The following is a 21,164-nucleotide window of genomic DNA, read 5'->3' on the forward strand; positions in this document are numbered from 1 at the left end:
TCGGGGACTGATTAAAGGTGGAGGGGCTATTTTTTTGAGCTATGAAACGCATCAACATATGCAGCCAGGCGTAAAAGGGGAATCAGGTCTTCTAATTCTTCTTTCGTTGACGGCATATCATGAAAGTCATAACTGCGCACTTTTGTCACACAGTCGTATTCACCAAGAATATTATCAAGCAAAAGCAGTGCGCCATAGGCCACCTGGTTATAGTTTTCTTCCGTTATGTCCTTTGCATAAATGATCAGGTCAAGCGTATCGCCGTTAATTACTGGAAAGAACTTCATTTGTTCAGGATCTAATTCGTGGTTCTGTGCTTTTAGTTTGATTCCCCTTACCTGTTCCGGAGTCATTCTTTGCCGGAAAGCGATAAACTTCCACCCCCTAATTTCGGGTGCTTTGGCGATAATATTTTTAACAAGGCCGAATAAATCTTCATTCCCATCGGCAGAAACCGTCATATGGATAATACCGTTTTGGGGTGGCTCAAGTTCAATGGCAAGTCCCGGCTGAATTTTCTTTGCCTGTACCAGCATTTCAGTTAAATGCCTGTCGGGGTCGTCTTCAAATTTTCTGAGCCGCTTTTGGTTTGCTTTGAACCATTTCCAAAAATTTTCGATGGGATCTTTTTTAACAAAATTCCGGGACGCCGGATTTTCCTTTTCCTGTTTGTTGCCGGCTGTACAAATTGTTAATACAAAGAAAATGGCCGCGATAAGTATTAAAAATTGCTTCATAGCATTGTGCCAAAGTTAATTAAATCGGAATTCTTTTCTTTATTATTGCAAGCTGACCGGCGAAGCTGTATTTATTCCAACGCCTTTATCCAGTTATCTATAGTGTAGTTAAATTCGTCATCATTTATTTGCCTTCGCACTGTCTTCGAGCGCTTTCGCTTCCCTCCTGGCTTTCTTTTTGAAAAATCCCCTCAGCAGAAAATTGTGTTGCAGCGCTTCCAGGTCTTCGTCCAGCTTTTTACTGCCGCTGTTTAAATTACCGAGAATGGATTTTAAATCCGACGCTGCCTTTTCATCATGCAGCAATACCCCTATAGCATTGTTGTTACTATCCAGGTTACTGATAGCGTTTTTTAGGTTGTTGGTAAGCGCTGAGGTATTCTGTGAAGCAATATTCAACTGGCTGGCAGCAGCTTTCAGGTTGGGCATAATTACCGTATCACTGATAAGATCAGCCGATAATGTTCCGGGGGCATTTAACCTGCTGGTATAATGAGCAAGACTGCCCGTTAATTTCTCGCTGTTTTGAGCTGCTGCATTAAGCCTCGTTACAACTGCTTCCAGTTGGTTATATAAATCACGTTCATTGAGTAAAGCGCCGAGCGATCCCTGTCCTGCGGCCAGGTTATTACTTAGCTTTTTAAAATCAGTGGTAATATTAAGGAGATTGTTATTGCTTTCCTGCAGGGTACTCATCATATCATCTGTATCAATAGAGCCTTCTATTGCCAGGTTTTCATCTCCTTCAATGGCAGGTGCACTGGGGCTGCCCCCCGAAATGACAATAAGTTTATTCCCAATTAATCCGTCAGATCCAATTTTAGCTTTTGCATCGGCACGGATAAACTCCCGGGCTTTGTTTTCAATATGCAGGGTTACTTTCACCTGCGACTTATTGTAAAACTCAATCTTTTTAACGGTTCCTACTTTCACCCCCGAAAACCACACATTGTTGCCCTGTTGCAATCCGCTTACATCATCAAAAATAGCCGTTACCGATATGGTTCTTACAAATGCTTTCTGCTGACCGCCCAGGGTAAATATACCAGCCAGAAATATAATAATCCCAATAACGACAAAGAGGCCCACCATTGTTGCTCTTTTATTTTTTTTTGTTTCCATCAGTCAATAAAGTTATAATCATAAAAACTGTTTATCCTTTCATCGTTTGTTGCAAACACTTCTTCAAAACTTCCCACGCTCTCAAATTTTCCATCCAGCAGCACAGCCATCCTGTCGCCGGTTGCCTTTGCACAGGTAAGATCGTGGGTAATAATAATGGAAGAGGTATTATAGCGTTCCTGCACCTCGTTAATAAGGCTGTTGATTTCTACACTGGTTATTGGATCAAGTCCGGCCGTAGGCTCATCGTATAACATCACTGAAGGACGCATAATTAAGGTGCGTGCAATGCCAATGCGTTTGCGCTGTCCGCCCGACAGTTCAGCAGGAAACTGGTTAACGGTTTGCGGTAAACCTACATCTTCCAGCACCTCCTGTACGGCTTTATCCACGGCCGCCCGGCCAAGGTTCCTGGAATTGCGCAACAGGGGAAATTCCAGGTTCTCCCGCACCGTCATGCTATCGTAGAGCGCGCTGCTTTGAAAAGAAAACCCGATCCTGAGCCTGAACTTCCGTAGTTCTTTACGGTCAAGCGTTGCTACATTTTCTCCCAACACCATTGCCGTTCCGCTGTCCTGTTTAAGCAAACCCGCTATAATTTTTATCAATACAGATTTTCCCGTTCCCGAGCGGCCAAGCACCACCACATTTTCTCCCTGATGCACATCAAGGTCTACACCCCGCAGTACATGATTGTTTGCAAAAGACTTTTGCAATTGCCTGACAGCAATAACCACTTCCCGCTTGTCTGTATGTATTTCTTTTTTATGCATAATTTATTATCTGAACCAGTTGGTGATTTGAACGGCAACAATTTCTTCTATGAATACAACAAACATGGCCGTTACTACCGCTGCATTAGCGGCCCTGCCCACGCCCTGTGTACCCTGTGTGGCATTATACCCCTGGTAAGCGCCGATAATGCCGATACTGAATCCAAAAACAATGGTTTTGATCAATGACGAAAAAAAGTCGAGAAAACTGATCTTTTCCAGTGCATTACCAAAAAAGGCAACCAGGCTGGTGTCTTCATTCACCAGTATATTAAGATAAGCCCCGATCATACTGATAAAAGCCATATAAAACATCAGTACAGGCAGCATAAGAGAAGTAGCGATGACACGGCTTACCACCAAAAATTTGAATGGATTGGTTGCGGATACTTCCATAGCATCAATTTGCTCTGTTACCCGCATAGACCCCAGCTCGGCGCCAATATTGGATCCCACCTTCCCGGCGGCGATCAGCGCGGTTACAAGAGGCGCCAGCGCTCTGAAAATGGCAATGGCAACAAGAGACGGCAACCATGATTCTGCTCCAAATTCAGATAAGGATGGACGCGACTGCTTGGTAAATACGATACCTATTACAAAACTGGTAACAGATATAAGCGGAAGTGACCGGTATCCTACCATATAACACTGCCGTATAATTTCCTTCCATTCATACGGAGGCCCCAGTTCACTGAAGAACCTGCCAATAAAAAGAACATTATTGTATACCTCCCCGAAAAAACCATCCAGCTTTTCCGAGAGAACGTGTATCCGGGGTTTTGAGTTCATGTAACACAAATAATAGAATAATAACTACTACCGCTTTAATAATGATGCCGTAAATGGTAAAGCATAGATTTGAAGAGATGCGGGGATTTTTTTCCACATTGACCTCGTGAGGAGCAAAGATATATCCCGGAAAAACTGCCCGGGGTTAATATCTCCGGAATTAAATTTTTTATCCTTTATCATGATAATAGAAAGGCTTCCCGAAAAACCATAAACGAACAAACTACAAATCATAAACTTCCCAACTTCTTCCTATCTTAACGTAAATTTTAGCTATGCCTGCCCACACGAAAAATAGTTCCCGCAGAAAATTCATCCGCAACACAGCGCTTGCCGCTTCAGGTTTTTTTATTGTTCCCCGGCATGTATTGGGCAGGGGATATATTTCACCAAGTGATAAGTTAAATATTGCCGGCATAGGCGTTGGCGGGAAGGCCAATGTTAATCTCCCTTATGCTTATAATAAAGGGTCGGATAATATAGTAGCCCTTTGCGATGTGGACGACCGGCAATCGGTAGACGGCCGGAAGCGTTGGCCCAAAGCGCCCTATTATAAAGATTTCAGGCAGATGCTGGAAAAGGAAAATAAAAATATTGATGCGGTAATTATTACTACGCCCGATCACATGCATTTTGTGCAGGCCATGGCTGCTATGCAGTTGGGCAAACACGTATATTGCGAAAAACCGCTTACCCACGATATTTACGAAGCCCGTATGCTCACCCGCGCCGCGGCAAAATACAAAGTGGTTACACAAATGGGCAACCAGGGCAGCAGTGGCGATGATACCCGCCTCATTGAAACCTGGGTGCAGAACGGACTCATTGGCGATGTGCATACCGTACACGTATGGACGAACCGGCCTACCTGGCCCCAGGGTGTGCCCGCTCCCAAAGGACAACACGCCATACCTAAAGAATTAGACTGGGAACTGTGGCTGGGTACCGCACCTTCCCGCGATTATAACCCGGCTTACCTGCCGGCCATATGGCGGGGTTGGGTTGATTTTGGAACAGGTTCCCTCGGGGACATGGGCTGCCATTTTATTGACGTGCCCTACCGCGCATTGAAGCTGGGTTATCCGGTTGCAGTAGAAACCAGTGTGGGCTCGGTATATACAGGATTTTTCGAGGAAGCCATTTACCCCGACAGTTATCCTCCCTCTGCCAAAACACATATACAGTTTCCGGAAAGGGAAAATATGCCTGCACTTGAAATGGTTTGGTATGATGGCGGTATTCGGCCTAAACGTCCTGTGGAACTGCTACCCGATGAGGAAATGGGCGAATACGATGGCGGAATTATTTTTGAAGGAACAAAGGGCAAGATCATGGCCGGTCTCTTTGGTCGTAACCCAACGCTGCTGCCTACCCGAAAAATGAAGGAAACCCAGCTTCCGAAATCAAAATTCGATTTCGTGGAAGGCGGTACAGAAGGGCACCAGCAGCAATGGGTAAAGGCCTGCAAGCAGGGATTTGGCGCTTATACCAGTTCTTCTTTTGATAAATCGGGCCCACTAACGGAAACCGTACTTATGGGTAACCTTGCGGTGCACAGTTATAATCATTTTGAAACGGATGCCAAAGGCAACCGGAAATTTAATGGGAGAAAGAAACTCTTATGGGATGGCGAAAATATGCGCATCACCAATTTTGAACCGGCTAACCAGTTTGTAAGAAGAAAGTACAGGGGAAACTGGAACCTGGGTAGTGAGTAATCAGTGGTGAGTAGTGATTGGTGAGAAGTCAGAGGTGAGAAGTGTCCATGAAACCTGTAACCTGCAACCTGTAACCTGTAACCTGTAACCTGAAACCTGACACCTGTAACCTGAGGCCTCATACCTACTTAAACAAATTGTACCGCATTCCCAGAAAGCTCCTTATGCCCTGCAACGGAGCATAATTGTAAGAGGGATCGAACGTATAACCATGTGGGTTGGTTACGGGATCGTTTACATATTTATTAAAAGGATCAAAAGGGCGCATAATGGGATCCTCCGGCAAAAAATTGAAAAGATTTTTTATCCCGCCATACAGCTCCAACCCATTGCTGAACTTTTTGGAAAGCTGCAGGTTGGCTATACAAAACCAGGGCGAATATTCCGGCCGGTAGTCGTTGGGCAAAACGGGCAGGCGCATCGGGCCATCCCATTTACCAGTAAAATCAATAGCAAACTGGTAAGGTAAACTATAGCTTACTACAAAATTTCCCGACCATTCCGGTGCATTGAGCTGGATATTTTTACGCGGCATATTCAACCTGTCTTCTATCGAATACACATTCATATAGGTTATTCCGGCTAATATTTTTAAAGGAAACGCAAAATTAACATCAGCGTTCAGCGCCACACCACGCGATACCGCGTGCCCTTTAAGGTTATCATAAATAATCTTGCCCGGATCCGTATCAAAGTCGCCCACGATCTTATTGGTGAAATAAGAATAAAAACCGGTTACATCCAAACCCACAAATGCATTGTGCATGGGAATTTTTAATACGTAGTTCAGGTTGCCGTTATAAGATCTTTCGGGATCGAGCGCCTCCGTAATCACTACCTGCCTTGCACCGGTTAAAGCCGCATGATCTTCTGTAAATAAATTAACCACCCGGTAACCCGTACCAAAGCTGGCTCTAAGGGTATTGCGGCTGTTGGGTGAAAACTTATAGGCTATCCGTGGGGAGTGCACGTTACCGTGATGCTCATTGTAATCATACCGGTAGCCTGCCAGCAAAGTACTTTTTTCATTGATCATCCATTCGTCCTGCACAAAAATACCCGGCAGCGGTGTATGTGCAGCAGCATTTTTTAATCCATCGGCCGAGGTTGTAGCGGGCGTATTATCATCATAAAAAGTATACCGGTACGAACCTCCCAATAAAAAGTTGTGCCTGCTCCCCCACTGCTTATCCCAGAACATTTGCGCAAACAGCACCTGCTGTTCGGCCATATAAGGAATAACACCGTACCACGAATCCTGCTGGTGCCGGTTGTAAGAGAACTGCGCCATTATTTTTTCTTTTACAGGCAACTGGTACATGCCTATGAGTTCCCACCGTTTGGTGTATATGCTTTCACCATAAATACTGTCGCTGCCACGCCAGTTTTTGTCCCACTCCATTTGTCCTCCCCACCGGTTTTCCGAAACATACCGTAACGCCAGGCTTGCCAAGCGGTTGTCTTTTCTTTCTATATTCCATTTATTAAAAACAGAAATACGATCCTGCAGGGTGAGGTCGGTAAATCCGTCTTTATTTTTATCTGCCGGATGCTGGTAGTTAAAATAATTGACACCCAGCAACCCGGTAACCTTACCTGTTTTAAATTTTGCTGAAGCATCGGCGCTGTATTCGCGCCATGAAGTGGCAAATACATCGGCGCTCACGATGGGTGCTTTGAGCGGGTTTTTGGTAATTACATTGATGATGCCGCCCATGGCTTCGGAACCATATAAAGAAGAGCCGGGGCCTTTTACTACTTCAATACGCTCAACAATGCTGTTGGGAATGCCATTTAAGCCATATACCGTTGATAAAGCGCTCACGATGGGCATACCATCAATCAGGATCATGGTATACGGTCCTTCCATACCATTGATATGTATATCGCCGGTATTACAAACATTGCAGTTCAGTTGCGGCTTCACCCCGTTAACCATACCAATGGCTTCAAACAGGCTGGGCGTTGGATTTTTCTGGAAGAGTTTAGGGGTGATCACTTCCACCGGCACAGGGCTTTGCATACGGCTTACTTCTTTCATGGTACCGGTTACCACAATCTCCGAGAGGTCGGCTGCAACAGTTTGTAATTCGATGGTATAAAGTGAATCTGCAGTAGCCTGCATTTTAACCTGCCGCGTAACAGTTGTATAACCCACGGCAGATATTTTTAGAATAAAGATTTCTTTTTGAAGCACAGCAATATTAAAATAACCTGCCGTATCCGTAACCGCGCCGAAGCGGGTTTGTTCTACGTTCACTGTTGCACCGCTTACGGGTGTGCCTGCCGCCATCACTCTTCCTTTTAATATCTGTTTCTGCTGGCCAAAAAGCACCATGCAGGAAACAAATCCTAAAACCGTAAGTATACTTTTCACCATAAACAATAAAAAATAAGTTAATCAAAAATAATAAGTTAGATTGATCTAACAAAATTATTTCATGCATTTATTTTTTTAAAATCAATTTTAACCCAATAGTATTACTGGTTGCTGATCATCAACGGGCCCTTACGGGTTATTTTCCCGGGAAACGCGTCTAACTTTGCGAAGAGCCCTAGGCCCGACACTTTTGTAAAGCCGTGCTTTAGCACAGTTGTAAATGAGTACCTGAAGAAGTGAGTGCCATCGGCACGGTTCATAATGGCAAGAGCCTACAATTCGTCATATCCTTTTGCTGTTTTTAAACGGGTTGAAACCCTCCCGCTTTTTGCGGGATTAGAATATCTTTCGAGGCCACGCCTCTTTTACGATTTTATAAATCAGATGCGTTTACCTACCCTCTGTTATTCTTTTTTGCGATGCGGGTAAACAACAGAATCTTTTATCTTTACCAGATGGTTTCACTTACGGAAGAAAATTACCTGAAGGCGCTTTACCGGCTTGCCCAGGAAAACCAGGAAATATCGGTTAAGAACATCGCGGAAAGTCTGAATATTAAAATGCCTACGGTAAACAGCATGGTAAAAAAGCTGGCCGAAAAAAAATTCATCAGATATGAAAAATACAAGGCCATAGAGCTCACCGAGAAAGGAAAGAAACAAGCACTGTATATTTTACGCAAGCACCGGCTAACGGAACTTTTTTTATCGGAGGTGATGAGCCTCGGATGGGAGGAAGTGCATGATATAGCCGAGCAGATCGAACATATACAATCCGACAGATTTTTTGACCGTATTGATGAAATGCTTGGTCACCCGCAATTCGATCCGCATGGCGAGCCCATTCCCGATGCCAATGGAAAATTACCGGTATACAAATCATTCCCCCTGTCGGACGGGCATATCAATAAAGTATATAAATTGGCAGGTGTGGCCAATCACGATGCATCTTTTCTTCAGTTCCTTGATTCGCTTGGGCTTACACTGGGCGCCTCTATTGAAATAAAAGAAATACAGGAATTTGATAAATCAATGGGCGTAAGACTCAACAATAAAAACAAAACCATTTTTAGCTTTACCGTATGCCGGAATTTAATGGTAGTTTGATGTAAAGTCCGAATATTGAAGTTCGAAATCCGATGGAATACAAAGCACCAAGCCTGTCCGCCGTGGCGGAAACCAAATAACAAGAAACAAATAAATCAAAAAATCGGAATATTTAAAATTCGAAATCCGAAGACGAAAACTCGAAATCCGAAGGAGGGTGCAAACCCTGTACCCTGTAACTTGCAACCTGAAAGAAATACAAAGCACCAGGAAACAAATAGAATACAAATTCGAAGCATAAAATCCGAAATCCGAAGCGAAATGCAACGATAAACCACAAACTGTATTTCCATCTCAAATTTTTAATTTTAAATTTCAAATCTCCAACCCCCTCATGCTTGAATTCGAAACACTTTATAAATTTCTTGACCTGGCAGGAACTTTCGCATTTGCAATAAGTGGCGCCGTTGCGGCCAAACAAAGAGGATTGGATATGTTTGGAATTTTTGCAGTGGCCTTTACCGTTGCCTGTGGCGGCGGAATAATCCGCGACCTGTGCATCGGCGCTATTCCACCGGTTGGATTATCCGACTGGCGCTATTTAGTTACCGCCATGCTGGCGGCATTAATGACCATGGGATTGCATGCACTGGTGGAACGACTGCACCAGCCTGTATTGCTGTTCGATGCATTGGGCTTATCCTTATTTGCTGTTTCAGGCGCCCACAAAGCGCTTTTATACGGGCATAACACGGAAGTGGCCATTTTACTGGGAATGACGACGGCAGTGGGCGGCGGTGTATTGCGCGATGTGTTGCTCAACCGTATTCCCGTTATATTCCAAAAAGAGATATACGCTTCTGCTGCCCTGGTGGGTACTATAGTTGTAGTGGCAGGAGAATATTTTCGTTGGCCCGATACCGTAGTGTCGTTAACAGCTATTGCATTATGTTTCATCCTTCGCTTTTTAGCGCTCCGCTATCACTGGAACCTGCCTGTTTTCAGGGATAAAGAAACTGCCAATGATTGATTAAATCCGAAGCGGGGAATTCGAAAAGAGGCACCAAGCCTGTCCGCCGGGGTGGATAAATTTCAAATGCTAAATCGAAACGGAAAATCCGAAATTCGAAGGAAAATGCAATTTTAAACCCGCGTGCCGGACGGGCAGGTCTTAGATCTCAAATTTCAAATCCTTCAAGCGGCACCTCACCATTCAAGTATTCATCCTATCATTAGTAGTTACTCACCTACCTAACTGCTGATCGCTCATTGCTGATACCTCCATACCTCACACCTGATACCTCAATCGAATATTGGCTACCTTTAAACTACAAACCAAAGGATATGCCGGCACTGTATCAGCTAAGTAAGGAAGAAGTAACAGACCAGCTTAAAACCGATCTCTCCGGATTAAAAAAAGAGGCGATACCAGCCCTGCAAAAGGAATATGGGCCTAATGCTTTACAGGAAGCCAAACAGAAAAGCAGGTTGTCCATATTGCTTGCACAGTTTACAGATATCATGATCATCATACTGATCGTTGCCGCTGTTATTTCGTTTGTGGTTGGGGAACACACCGATGCTTTTGTTATTATTGCTATCATCGTTGCCAATGCATGGATGGGTTATTCGCAGGAGTACAACGCGGAACAGTCTGTGCGGATGCTGCAAAAAATGTCGGCGCAGTATGCCCTGGTGATCAGGAATAATAATCCTTCCAAAATTGAAGCGGAACAACTGGTTCCGGGCGATATCATTTTATTAGAAGCAGGCGATATTGTGCCTGCCGATGCCCGGTTAATAGAAGTGAGTTCCTTAAAAACAGATGAAGCATCCCTAACAGGGGAAAGCCATTCTGTTGAAAAAAATGCCGAACCGCTTAAAGCATCGGGCTTAGTTCCCGGCGATCAGCAGAATATGGTTTTTAAAGGAACCATCGTTAGCAACGGTTCTGCAAAAGCGGTTGTAACCGCCACAGGAATGCATACCGAAATAGGTAAAATAGCCGGGCTGATGGAGGTGGAATCTCAAAAAACCCCGCTTCAAAAAAGACTGGCGGTATTCAGCAAGCAGTTAGCCGTTATTGTTATCCTTATCTGCATAGCTGTTTTTGGCTTTGGCTGGTGGCGCGGAGCACCTCCTTTCCAGATGTTTCTAACCGCCCTGTCGCTGGCCGTAGCCGCCCTGCCCGAAGCGCTTCCTGCAGTAATAACCATTGCATTGGCCCAGGGCGCCAGCAGAATGGTGAAACAGAAAGCCCTGATGCGGAAACTGCCCGCCGTTGAAACCCTCGGCTCCGTTACCTATATCTGCAGCGATAAAACAGGAACGCTTACCCAAAATGTAATGACGGTAGAAAAGCTGCAGGCTGCCCCCGGTAAAGAAGACTGGCTGAATTATGCCATGATATTAGATAATGAAGTAAGGTTTTCGCAGGAGGAGGGGTTGCTGGGCGATTCAACAGAAACTGCCCTGGTGAAATATGCTATGGAAAAAGGTCATTCCAAAGAGGATGCGGATGCAGCATTTCCGCTGCTGGAAAAATTACCCTTCGATTCTGTAAGGATGCGCATGAGCACTTTGCACAGGCACGGCGATAAATGGGTTTTATTTGTGAAAGGCGCTCCGGGAAAAGTAACGGAAGCACTGTCTTCACAATATAAAGCTCAAATTCCGCAATGGCTCAATACCAACCGCGAATGGGCTGCTGAAGGCTTAAGGGTTTTATTTTTCGCTTATAAAGTTTTTGATCAAAAACCATCCAACATTCAAACCGATATTGAATCGGACCTGGATTTCCTGGGCATGACGGCAATGATAGACCCGCCGAGGGAAGAAGTAATTGAAGCCATCAAACAATGTAAAACTGCGGGCATTAAATCGGTGATGATAACAGGTGATCAGCCCCTCACGGCCCATGCTATAGCGAAACGCCTGCAATTAACTGAAAAAGGAGAGGAAGGTGTAAAAACCGGTGCTGAATTAGAAAAGCTGACAGCAGAACAATTCAGCAACGAAATAAAAAACACAGCCGTGTATGCACGGGTATCGCCCGAACAAAAATTAAATATTGTAAAAGCCTTACAAACCAACGGCGAATTTGTGGCCATGACAGGCGATGGAGTGAATGATGCGCCATCGCTGAAGCAGGCGGATATTGGCGTGGCTATGGGCATAACAGGCACAGATGTATCGAAAGAGTCCGCAGATATGATTTTGCTGGATGATAATTTCGCTACTATTGTTAAAGCAGTGAGGGAAGGCAGAAGAATTTATGAGAACATCAAAAAATTTATCGTCTACGTACTTTCCTGCAACCTGGGTGAAATATTAACCATTTTTTTCGCTCCCATCATGGGTTTCGCTATTCCTTTGCTTCCCATTCATATCCTTTGGATAAACCTGGTAACAGACGGCTTACCCGGCCTGGCTCTTGTTGCAGAGCCCGCGGAAAAAGATATTATGAACCGCTCCCCGCGCCCACCCAAAGAAAATTTGTTTTCCGGCGGGCTGATACCAAGGATACTATTTACAGGAGCCATATTGGCCATAGCGGCCATCTTTGTTCAGTGGTGGGTGGCAAAACAGGGCTACGATGTGAGAACACAGCAAACCGCTGTATTTACCAGCTTATGTTTTGTTCAGTTAGTTAATGCACTATCTGTACGATCCGTATATCACTCCATGTTCACCGGCGGTATATTTGCCAACCGGGGCATGTGGGGAGCCATTATACTTACCGTTGTTTTGCAACTGCTGATTGTGTATGTTCCGTTTTTGCATTCCATGTTCAAAACAAAAACGTTATCATGGAATGTAATGAGCGTTATTCTTTTTGTTACGCTTGGCTGTGCGTTATGCATCGAACTGGTAAAATATCTTAATAAGCCAAGATTTCTTAACAGGTAGAGGGAAACATTTACCAACATTTATCATTCTTATTATTCCTGCGGTACCACTTACAATTATCAAGCAACTGTGGGTAACTGTTAGATCAATGATTAGGAATTCATTCAGCAAAACTGTAACTTAGAGAAGTAATCATTTTTAGCAGCCATGACGTAACACGAACTGCCTGTGTTATCTTCCAAATACCTATAATTTTTGAATTATGAGTGACCCCATCAATACAGTAAAACTCAATAGCAGGCAGCCCAATGTGCTCACTATTCTTAGAATTGCATTGGGTTTGATCTTATTCTGGAAGTCTTTCAATTTTATACGCGACACTGCCATTGCCCAAACATTGATTGAACATACGGGAGTGGGTGTTTTTTCGGCCAATGCGAACGTCCTGGCGCTGGTGATCACCTATCTTGGCCTGTTGTGCGGCTTTTTCATATTTATAGGACTTTTTACAAGAATAGCAGCCATAGTTCAGATCCCCGTTCTTATTGTGGCGGTATTCTTCGTGAATATCCGAAGCCTCGGTGAAAATAAATTTGAATTTTTCCTGTCTCTTATTACATTGCTGCTGCTTATTTTATTTGCCATAAAAGGAAGCGGTGTATTTTCCGCCGATGAATATTTCCGGCAGGGAGCGGCACAGGACAGGAGGACAAAAAAAGCCATGAATTAATTTTATAACAACGGCGATACCAGCCTCGCCGTTTTTTCAAGCAATTGTTTCCATACAGGACGGCTTTCCCATACTATAGGGTCAATTTTTTCGGCGGCCGCAATATCCGCATAAAAGACAGCAGCAAGTTCATTCGCCACTTCCCTGTCGTATACAATCGCATTTACTTCAAAGTTCAGATCAAAGCTCCTGTAATCCATATTCGCCGTTCCAACTATGGCGATCTTTCTGTCGGTAACCAGTGTTTTGGCGTGAACAAATCCTTTTGTATATAAATATATTTCAACACCGGCTTTCAGCAGTCCGCCATAATACGAGCGGGCTGCCGCGTTAACCAGCACAGAATCCGAAACACCCGGCACAAGCAGCTTCACGGCAACCCCTCCCAGTGCAGCCACCGTAAGTGCGTCTATCAGGCTTTCTCCCGGAATGAAATAAGGCGTGGTGATCAGTATTTCTTCCGTTGCCAGGTTGATAGCCTGAAGCAAAGAAAATAATATAGTGGGCGTATCCGAATCCGGTCCGCTCGCCGCTATCTGAACCACCTTGTTGCCTTCAACGGGAAAAGCCGAAGGGCGGGGAAAAAACATTGCATCGGAATGTAAATGATCGTTTGCGCAAAAATTCCAGTCACATAAAAAAAGATACTGTAAATATAATACGCCCGGTCCGTCAATACGCAAATGCGTATCGCGCCAGAAAAGTTTATTGGGTTCCTCAGTATTGTTGATATACCTGTCGCTCACATTAATGCCGCCCACAAAAGCGGTACTTCCGTCTATCACGATTATTTTACGATGATTGCGGTAATTGAGCCGGTTGGCCAATGCTATAAAAATGATTCTATAAAAAGGGAACGCATGTACTCCCGCTTCCTTTAAGCGGGGTATCAATTTTTTACGAATGGTACGGCTGCCAAAATCATCATAAATAAAACGTACAGCTACTCCTTCTTTAACTTTTTGGATCAGCGCATCGGCTATGGCGCACCCTATTTCATCATCTTCATAAATATAATACTCTATATGAATGTGGTGTTTGGCCTGGCGAATGGCGCTTAACACTTCAGGAAATTTATATTCACCATTCACCAGTAATTTTACTTCGTTATTGGCTGTTAGCGGGCTAAAACTATCTTTAACCAGCATAATGGCTAATTCCCGGTTACTTTGTACTTCCGGATCACTATGGTCAAATGTATGTTTCGAATACTTGAATATATCTTCACGTAACTTCCCGGACAAGTCATCATCTGCAATTATTTTTTTACTGTACATTTTTCTTTTCCGGTAGTTAATGCCGAAAGAAAAATAGAAGAGCATGCCCGCAAACGGAACGAAGATAGCCAGCAGCAGGTAGGCTAAGGTTTTAGTTGTGCTGCGGGTATCGTAAATAATACGCAGGCAAACCAATAACAGAATAACCAGGTAAATAATTTCAAAAATAAGCAACCAGTTCATAAACATTTTTTCGCAATAGAAAGCGCATCTGAAAGTATTGCCATTCTTTTATTTATGCAATTTCATTCATTATTTTGAATAAGGATTTACCTGTTACGGTATTCTTTTGGAGTTATTCCTTCAATACGTTTAAATAGTTTTATGAAGTGGTTCATATTATTGAATCCAGACTGATAGCCGGCTTCCGAAATACTTATTGCAGAATCTACCAGGATATTTTTAGCAAGGTTAATACGTTCATTAAGTATATACTCAAGCGGACTAAGTCCGAAATTTTCGCGAAATAAATGGAAGAAGGCAGACTGGCTCATACAGGCTTCCCGCGCAAGTGTTTTTATATTCAGTTTTTCCGATAAGTTTTTTTTGATGTAACGAATAACCGGTGCAAATCTGTGGTCCTGAACAGGAGGAGGAACAGCCAGGTTTTGCGTTTGTATAACGCGGAGCAATAATATTTTAAGCGACAGGTCCGCTAATGCATCCTTTGCAATGTTATCCTCCATGCTGATACTGGTAAGCTTGTTAAGGCTTTGTGCCAGTTCCCGGTTATTCCTGAAATGATATTGGCTAAAATTCAGCTTCCATTCAAAGGGGCTCTCCTTATTAGGATAGGTTTCGTTTAAAAAATCCAATGTCCGGTATACCATATCCCATTCCAGAACCAAAGTAATACATTGTACAGGATGCTTTTCATCTGCTTCGGGGAAATCAACTTTCATGGAAACACCTGCAGGGAGAATAATGGTTTCTCCGGGCAAAAAATCGAATGCGGTTTCCGAAGATAAAGACATCCGTTTTTTTCCTCTCATCATACTTGAAATGACCAGCCCGTTATGAGATAAAGACACGTTGCGACACGGGTGGCAGGTCTCAAAAATATTGAGTTCGCAATGTTTGAGGTTAAAAACACGACGATGTTCTACCCTGCTTTCCAGCACCGTATTATCGCTCAGATTGATGGGATGTAACAAACAGATATGTTCCATAAAAAAATATTTTGGATCAACCCTTTTAAAGGAATGCGCAGCGGTTGCAAAAAGGTATGGTAAGTGCTATGAATTTACAACATTAACCCTTCTATGGAGCGTCAAACCATTTATTTTTTTTAATACCCATATAAAAAAGGTTACCTGCAAACAGGAGGATAGTTCTATTTTAAAGCAGAATCGTTCACAAAACGGGAATATGAGTTTGTTAGCTTTGAAACTGTTTTCAGGCTTTAAATTCTACAGCATTATGAGCATTACATTAGCAAAAGCAAAAGAAATTATTGCTGCCGGCGAAAAAAAGGCAGCGGAAATAGGACAGCCTATGAATATTGCGGTGGTGGATGCGGGAGGAAATTTAATATCGCATGTACGCATGGATGGTGCATGGCTGGGAAGTATAGACATATCCATTAAAAAAGCCTTTACTGCCAGGGCATTCGACATTACTACAAAGGACCTGGGCGAAAATGCACAGCCGGGGCAACAGTTTTATGGCATTCATGCATCCAACGATGGTAAGATAATGATCTTCGCAGGTGGCATTCCGCTTAAGAAGGATGGTAAGGTGGTTGGCGCTATTGGTGTTAGCGGAGGTTCGGGCGTTCAGGATCATTCTGTTGCCGAAGCAGGTGCAGCGGCCTTTTAAATAATCAGGCGGACAAATGCAGTAAAAAATTCTTTTATCTTTAAAAACATTTTTATGAGTCAGAATCATGGCGTTGCCTATGTTAAACCGGGAGTAGTTGAAATAAGAGAAATTGAGTTCCCTAAACTGGCTTTAGGCAACCGTAAATGCGAACACGGGGTGATCCTTAAAATTGTATCCACCAATATATGCGGGAGCGACCAGCACATGGTGCGCGGCCGTACTACTGCACCAGCGGGGCTGATACTCGGACATGAAATTACGGGGTTAGTAATTGAAGCAGGCAGGGATGTTGAATTTATTAAGGTAGGCGACCTGGTTTCCGTACCATTCAATATTGCCTGCGGAAGATGCCGCAACTGCAAGGCAGGGCAAACCGGCATCTGCTTAAATGTAAATCCCGGACGCGCCGGCGCGGCCTATGGCTATGTGGATATGGGAGGCTGGGTAGGCGGACAGGCAGAATATGTGATGGTTCCCTATGCAGATTTCAACCTGCTTAAATTTCCGGATAGTGACCAGGCAATGGCAAAGATCAAAGACCTGACATTGCTGTCTGATATTTTCCCTACAGGCTTTCATGGAGCGGTAACTGCGGGAGTAGGCCCGGGTTCTATTGTTTATATAGCCGGCGCAGGCCCGGTTGGACTGGCATGTGCAGCTTCCTGCCACCTGCTGGGAGCCGCATTGGTAATTGTTGGAGACATGATTGAAGAACGCCTTGCCCAGGCAAGAAGTTTCGGCTGCGAAACGATTGACCTGAAAAAAGATGCAACGCTTGCAGAACAAATTGAACAGATTGTGGGCGTGCCCGAAGTGGATTCCGCGGTTGATTGTGTTGGCTTTGAAGCTAAGGGTCATGGGCATGACAGTAATACCGAACAACCGGCAACCGTTTTAAATTCAATTATGGAAATTACCCGGGCCGGAGGTCAGTTAGGAATACCCGGGCTGTATGTAACGGGAGATCCCGGAGCTGTGGATGAAGCCGCAAAAAAGGGAAGCTTAAGTATACGGATCGGTTTGGGATGGGCTAAATCTCATTCTTTCCATACCGGACAATGCCCTGTTATGAAATACCACAGGAAGCTGATGAATGCCATTTTGTATGACAAGATAAAAATTGCAGATGCCGTAAATGTAGAAGTCATTACACTGGCAGAATCTGTAAAAGGATATAAGGACTTTGATAAAGGTGCTGCCAAGAAATTTGTTATAGATCCTCATGGGTTAATTCCCAATTAGCCAAGCTGGCACACCAGCAAAACTCGGGGTATACCCTGATTTTTTTAGCCGCAGATACGCAGATTAAATCTGCGCATCTGCGGCATTTTCTGCATGGGGTATATATAATTGATTTCTCACACAAATGGCGGGTATCCTGTTCTTTTATTCAGTAAAAATCCCGCCTGAAAAAGCGGGACAAATTAAAACGGCTAAATAAACAAAACTGCTTCTTTAATTATCAGCACCTGACATTTTTCGCTGTAAATTCAGTACCAACAGCCACACCCTCCATCCCTTTTCTTTTCTATCCTTTTTTGTTTCTCTTTACATCCGGGCATTCAAACAGATAGCGCTGTGTGAAACGTGAGAAGTGAAACACTTCTTACACCTTTATCCCCGTCCGAATGGCATTCGCCCCCACCTGAATGGCTCAGTCGGGCAGGCGGCGGGCTCTCACTTTTCACGATAACATACAGACATAATTTGCTTGACTTAACACCAGCTTATGGTGACAATAGCCAAAATCAGAAGAAACACAAACTTCATGGCTTTTAATTAAGGCAGCAATATCATAAATCAATGTTACCTGAATATGAATATTGTATTCCATTTTATTATCCTCCGCTAAATCAATATGCCTGCCCAACAAACAAAATCTAACCTGGTAATAAAAACATAATCTTGCAATGAATAATAAAGGTATTACTTTGAGTGAAGCAGTAATTTTTTTTCCTGCGTGAGACCTAAAAACAGAATACATTATGCTCACCATTATTATTTCGCTCACAGGAGCGATTGCACTGATTGTATTTTTGATTATAAAAAACAACAAAGACAGAAAGAAATATTTACCACCACAATCAACAGATAAAGTAGAAGAAGATAAAACGGAAAAGCAAAGGAGGCGGAACAAATTATAGCGCTAATAAACGTTTTATAAAATGCAGCGCACCAGATACTTTTTATTAAGTCATTAAAAACAAAGTATCCTCAACCTTTTTATAGTTCCTTTAAAGCCGTCTATCGCTACCCTCCACCAAGTGAACGGTAAAGATTTACCACCGCCTGCAATTGTTGCAAACGATCATTCACTCCTCCCAATTAGGCCTGCAACGGGCTTTGACGCGCCGTTATAATTTCTGTATAATTAGCCACCCTGTTTTCGGTTTATGCATCAGGCGCCAAGAGAAAAATTAAAAGCCACTCTTGATCCGTCGGGCGCAATGCCGAGTACCTGCACTGTTTTATTTTTGGCGCTCACTAAAGCGTCATCTATATCTTTCGGGCTATTCACCGCCCTGCCATTAATGTAGGTGATAATAACACCGGGCGGTATCCCCATGCGGTCAAAAAAACCGCCGTCGCGGACCTCCGTTACCACTACGCCCGAACTGATGTTAAACCGTTCCTTAATAGCCGGCGTAATGGGAGCAAAGGTGGCGCCCAGCTTATTGTATATTTCTTTGAGCGATTCGGAATCGGTTAATGGTTTTACGGCTTCTTCGCCTTTTAATGTAGCGGATGTGCTGTCTACTTTACCATCGCGTAAATAGGTAAGCCTGATTTTATCGCCCGGGCGGTGCCTGGCTACTCTTTCCGAAAATTCGGCTGATGAAAACAACTGAACGCCATCTATGCTCTGGATAATATCACCCTCTTCCAAACCCGCAGAAGCGGCTGCGCTCCCTTTTTGTATATCGGTTATAAATACGCCTTTTACCGTTTCGGGACCAATGCCCAACTGTTTGAAATACTGATCTTCAGCCGAGGGTGCAGGAAACGCAACGCCGAGGATACCCCGTTTTACGGTTCCGAATTCTTTTAAATCTTCCAACACTTTTTTAGCCAGGTTAACCGGGATAGCGAACGCGTAACCCGCATAGCTGCCGGTTAAAGATGCGATAGCCGTATTAATGCCGATGAGCTCACCCTTAACATTCACCAATGCGCCACCGCTGTTGCCGGGGTTGATAGCAGCATCTGTTTGTATAAAAGATTCAATAGCCGAATTGGTTTGAGCAGCACCCTGCCGGTAGCCCTCACTGCCCGGCTGGTTAATGATGCCGATGCTTCTTCCCTTGGCGCTAACAATGCCGGCTGTTACAGTAGTGTTCAATGAATAAGGATAACCCACCGCCAAAACATCCTCTCCTACTTCTATATCATCGGAGTTACCGAATTTCACCACCGGGATATTACTTGCCTTTACCTTAAGCAGGGCCAGATCGGTATTGGGGTCACTGCCAACGAGTTCAGCCACCAATTGGCGCCTGTCGGGGAATATTACTTCTATTCTTTCCGCATTTTCAATAACGTGGTTATTGGTGGCAATATAGCCGTCTGAACCAATAACAACACCCGAACCGGAGCCCATAGCGGGGCGGCTGCGCGACCGGCCCAGCAATTCATCAAAAGGATTATCCGACCCTGATGACGTATTGTAGGTTGTTTTGATATGCACCACACCGGGAGTAACCGCTTTTGCAGCCGTTACAAAACTAACACGCTCTGTTAACGCAGGGCTTTGAGCCGGTACAGTTCCGGCTTCGGGCTGCTGAAAGCCTGTGCCCCGCGCCGGGGGTTCAGCATTTTCTGCAGAAGTACCCGGTGTATCGCTTCGGCATGCGCAATACAGCACTACAGATAAAAAGACAACAAGGATAGCGGATGATTTATTCATAAAAATATTTTTATAGTTTGTGTTACGCAGATTAACCTTATCTTTTTTGAGACCTATATTTATATCAGAGCATAAAGATCATTAAAAGCTTCCGTCATGGAAGGATGTGTGTAAATCTTATCTCTCAGCTCCCGGTAATCCAATCCTGCATGCATCGCCATTTGAATGGTATTGATCATTTCGCTGGCATCCACGCAAAAAAGCGTACAGCCTAATATTTTATTGCTGCCACTATCCACTACAGTTTTTAATAACCCATTTGCATTATTCAATATGCGTGCACGGGGAACAGCCGATGCCGCAAGTGTAGCCACTTTTACAGCATATCCTTTTTCAACAGCTTCCTTTTCGCGCAAACCAATATGCGCAAGTTGCGGTGTAATGAACACCGAAAAAGCATAGGGTTTTCTTTGCAATACGGAAGTATAGGCGCCGCCAAATAACTGGTCCCTGACGATCCTGAAATCATCTAACGATATATAAGTGAATTGCGGCCCGCCGTTAACGTCGCCGATGGCCCAAATATGAGGAACATTGGTTTTTAAGAACGCATCAACCTGAACATAGCCGCGCTGATTGGTTTGTATACCTGCCGCTGCCAGGTTTAAACTTCCTGTTACGGGTTTTCTTCCGGTGGCTGCCAGCACGGCTGAAGCTTCCTGTTCAATTACCTGTCCGTCTTTATTTTTATATTGAACAATTACAGTATCACTACCTGTATCTGTAATTTTTTGAACTGATGCCCGGGTAATAATATTGATTTTTTTAGCAGTGAGCACTTTAAAAATTTCATCAGCAATATCTTTATCCTCTTTGGGTAAAAAAGTTGCTCCACGGTCTAACAAGGTTACTTCCGCACCAAATTTGGCATACATATCTGCAAACTCCAATCCATTAGTGTCCGGTAAAAATACTTGATTGATAAATTAAAAGGAGGCGAGTAGCCTCCTTTTTCGGTATTTTTAAGTTACCACACAAAAAAACAGCCGATGAGTAAAGGTACTTTTTTTACCGGACA

17 protein-coding genes are annotated in these 21,164 nt (G+C 43.9%); 8 read left to right on the plus strand and 9 right to left on the minus strand.

Features of this window, described 5'->3' with window-relative positions; all coding sequences use genetic code 11:
- Window positions 1-26: 26 nt before the first annotated feature.
- The 4 genes from FRX45_RS20680 to FRX45_RS20695 form a co-directional block, all read right to left on the minus strand.
- Window positions 27-737 carry a hypothetical protein gene (locus FRX45_RS20680; RefSeq protein WP_152270387.1) on the minus strand — a complete coding sequence of 237 codons (711 nt, stop codon included), beginning with the start codon at window positions 735-737 and terminating at the stop codon, window positions 27-29.
- Between the two features lie 120 nt (window positions 738-857).
- Window positions 858-1,859, minus strand: coding sequence for an MlaD family protein (locus FRX45_RS20685; RefSeq protein ID WP_152270388.1), 1,002 nt, complete (start codon window positions 1,857-1,859; stop codon window positions 858-860).
- Window positions 1,859-2,632, minus strand: coding sequence for an ABC transporter ATP-binding protein (locus FRX45_RS20690; RefSeq protein ID WP_152270389.1), 774 nt, complete (start codon window positions 2,630-2,632; stop codon window positions 1,859-1,861). The genes FRX45_RS20685 and FRX45_RS20690 overlap by 1 nt, the downstream gene beginning before the upstream one ends.
- Before the next feature lie 6 nt (window positions 2,633-2,638).
- Window positions 2,639-3,421, minus strand: a complete 783-nt coding sequence (locus tag FRX45_RS20695) for an MlaE family ABC transporter permease (protein ID WP_152270390.1) — start codon at window positions 3,419-3,421, stop codon at window positions 2,639-2,641.
- Between the two features lie 275 nt (window positions 3,422-3,696).
- On the opposite strand from FRX45_RS20695, the gene FRX45_RS20700 reads away from it, so the two are divergent.
- On the plus strand, window positions 3,697-5,139 hold the full coding sequence (locus FRX45_RS20700) for a Gfo/Idh/MocA family protein (protein ID WP_152270391.1): 1,443 nt from the start codon (window positions 3,697-3,699) through the stop codon (window positions 5,137-5,139).
- Between the two features lie 124 nt (window positions 5,140-5,263).
- On the opposite strand, the gene FRX45_RS20705 is transcribed toward FRX45_RS20700, so the two are convergent.
- The gene (locus FRX45_RS20705; protein ID WP_152270392.1) at window positions 5,264-7,519 is read right to left on the minus strand and encodes a TonB-dependent receptor; all 2,256 of its coding nucleotides are present in this window, start codon (window positions 7,517-7,519) and stop codon (window positions 5,264-5,266) included.
- Between the two features lie 455 nt (window positions 7,520-7,974).
- Between FRX45_RS20705 and FRX45_RS20710 the strand changes: the two genes are divergently transcribed.
- The 4 genes from FRX45_RS20710 (at window position 7,975) to FRX45_RS20725 (ending at window position 13,144) form a co-directional block, all read left to right on the plus strand.
- Window positions 7,975-8,625 carry a metal-dependent transcriptional regulator gene (locus FRX45_RS20710; protein WP_152270393.1) on the plus strand — a complete coding sequence of 217 codons (651 nt, stop codon included), beginning with the start codon at window positions 7,975-7,977 and terminating at the stop codon, window positions 8,623-8,625.
- 334 nt (window positions 8,626-8,959) lie between these two features.
- Window positions 8,960-9,595 (plus strand): trimeric intracellular cation channel family protein, encoded by a 636-nt coding sequence (locus FRX45_RS20715; protein ID WP_152270394.1) that lies wholly within the window; start codon window positions 8,960-8,962, stop codon window positions 9,593-9,595.
- A 314-nt stretch (window positions 9,596-9,909) separates the two neighbouring features.
- On the plus strand, window positions 9,910-12,474 hold the full coding sequence (locus FRX45_RS20720) for a cation-translocating P-type ATPase (protein ID WP_152270395.1): 2,565 nt from the start codon (window positions 9,910-9,912) through the stop codon (window positions 12,472-12,474).
- A gap of 202 nt (window positions 12,475-12,676) precedes the next feature.
- Window positions 12,677-13,144: a DoxX family protein gene (locus FRX45_RS20725; protein WP_152270396.1), complete on the plus strand. Its 468-nt coding sequence runs from the start codon at window positions 12,677-12,679 to the stop codon at window positions 13,142-13,144.
- A gap of 2 nt (window positions 13,145-13,146) precedes the next feature.
- Here the strand turns inward: FRX45_RS20725 and cls are convergent, their stop codons facing one another.
- Window positions 13,147-14,604, minus strand: a complete 1,458-nt coding sequence (cls, locus tag FRX45_RS20730) for a cardiolipin synthase (protein ID WP_152270397.1) — start codon at window positions 14,602-14,604, stop codon at window positions 13,147-13,149.
- An 86-nt stretch (window positions 14,605-14,690) separates the two neighbouring features.
- Window positions 14,691-15,590 (minus strand): helix-turn-helix domain-containing protein, encoded by a 900-nt coding sequence (locus FRX45_RS20735; RefSeq protein WP_152270398.1) that lies wholly within the window; start codon window positions 15,588-15,590, stop codon window positions 14,691-14,693.
- A gap of 250 nt (window positions 15,591-15,840) precedes the next feature.
- Here FRX45_RS20735 and FRX45_RS20740 point away from each other — a divergent pair, with 250 nt between their 5' ends.
- From FRX45_RS20740 to FRX45_RS23395, 3 genes are all read left to right on the plus strand, one after another.
- Window positions 15,841-16,239 carry a GlcG/HbpS family heme-binding protein gene (locus FRX45_RS20740; RefSeq protein ID WP_152270399.1) on the plus strand — a complete coding sequence of 133 codons (399 nt, stop codon included), beginning with the start codon at window positions 15,841-15,843 and terminating at the stop codon, window positions 16,237-16,239.
- 54 nt (window positions 16,240-16,293) lie between these two features.
- Window positions 16,294-17,484: a formaldehyde dehydrogenase, glutathione-independent gene (fdhA, locus tag FRX45_RS20745; RefSeq protein ID WP_152270400.1), complete on the plus strand. Its 1,191-nt coding sequence runs from the start codon at window positions 16,294-16,296 to the stop codon at window positions 17,482-17,484.
- 743 nt (window positions 17,485-18,227) lie between these two features.
- A complete protein-coding gene (locus FRX45_RS23395) occupies window positions 18,228-18,386 on the plus strand; it encodes a hypothetical protein (protein WP_193311795.1) in 159 nt (52 codons plus the stop codon).
- Between the two features lie 254 nt (window positions 18,387-18,640).
- On the opposite strand, the gene FRX45_RS20750 is transcribed toward FRX45_RS23395, so the two are convergent.
- Together FRX45_RS20750 and FRX45_RS20755 are read right to left on the minus strand one after the other, a co-directional pair.
- Entirely contained in the window at window positions 18,641-20,146 is a 1,506-nt protein-coding gene (locus tag FRX45_RS20750; protein WP_152270401.1) for a trypsin-like peptidase domain-containing protein, read from the minus strand.
- Window positions 20,147-20,205: 59 nt separating this feature from the next.
- Entirely contained in the window at window positions 20,206-21,036 is an 831-nt protein-coding gene (locus tag FRX45_RS20755; protein WP_226805493.1) for an FAD-dependent oxidoreductase, read from the minus strand.
- Between the last annotated feature and the right edge of the window lie 128 nt (window positions 21,037-21,164).

This window comes from Agriterribacter humi, from assembly GCF_009192765.1.
Lineage (GTDB): Bacteria > Bacteroidota > Bacteroidia > Chitinophagales > Chitinophagaceae > Agriterribacter > Agriterribacter humi.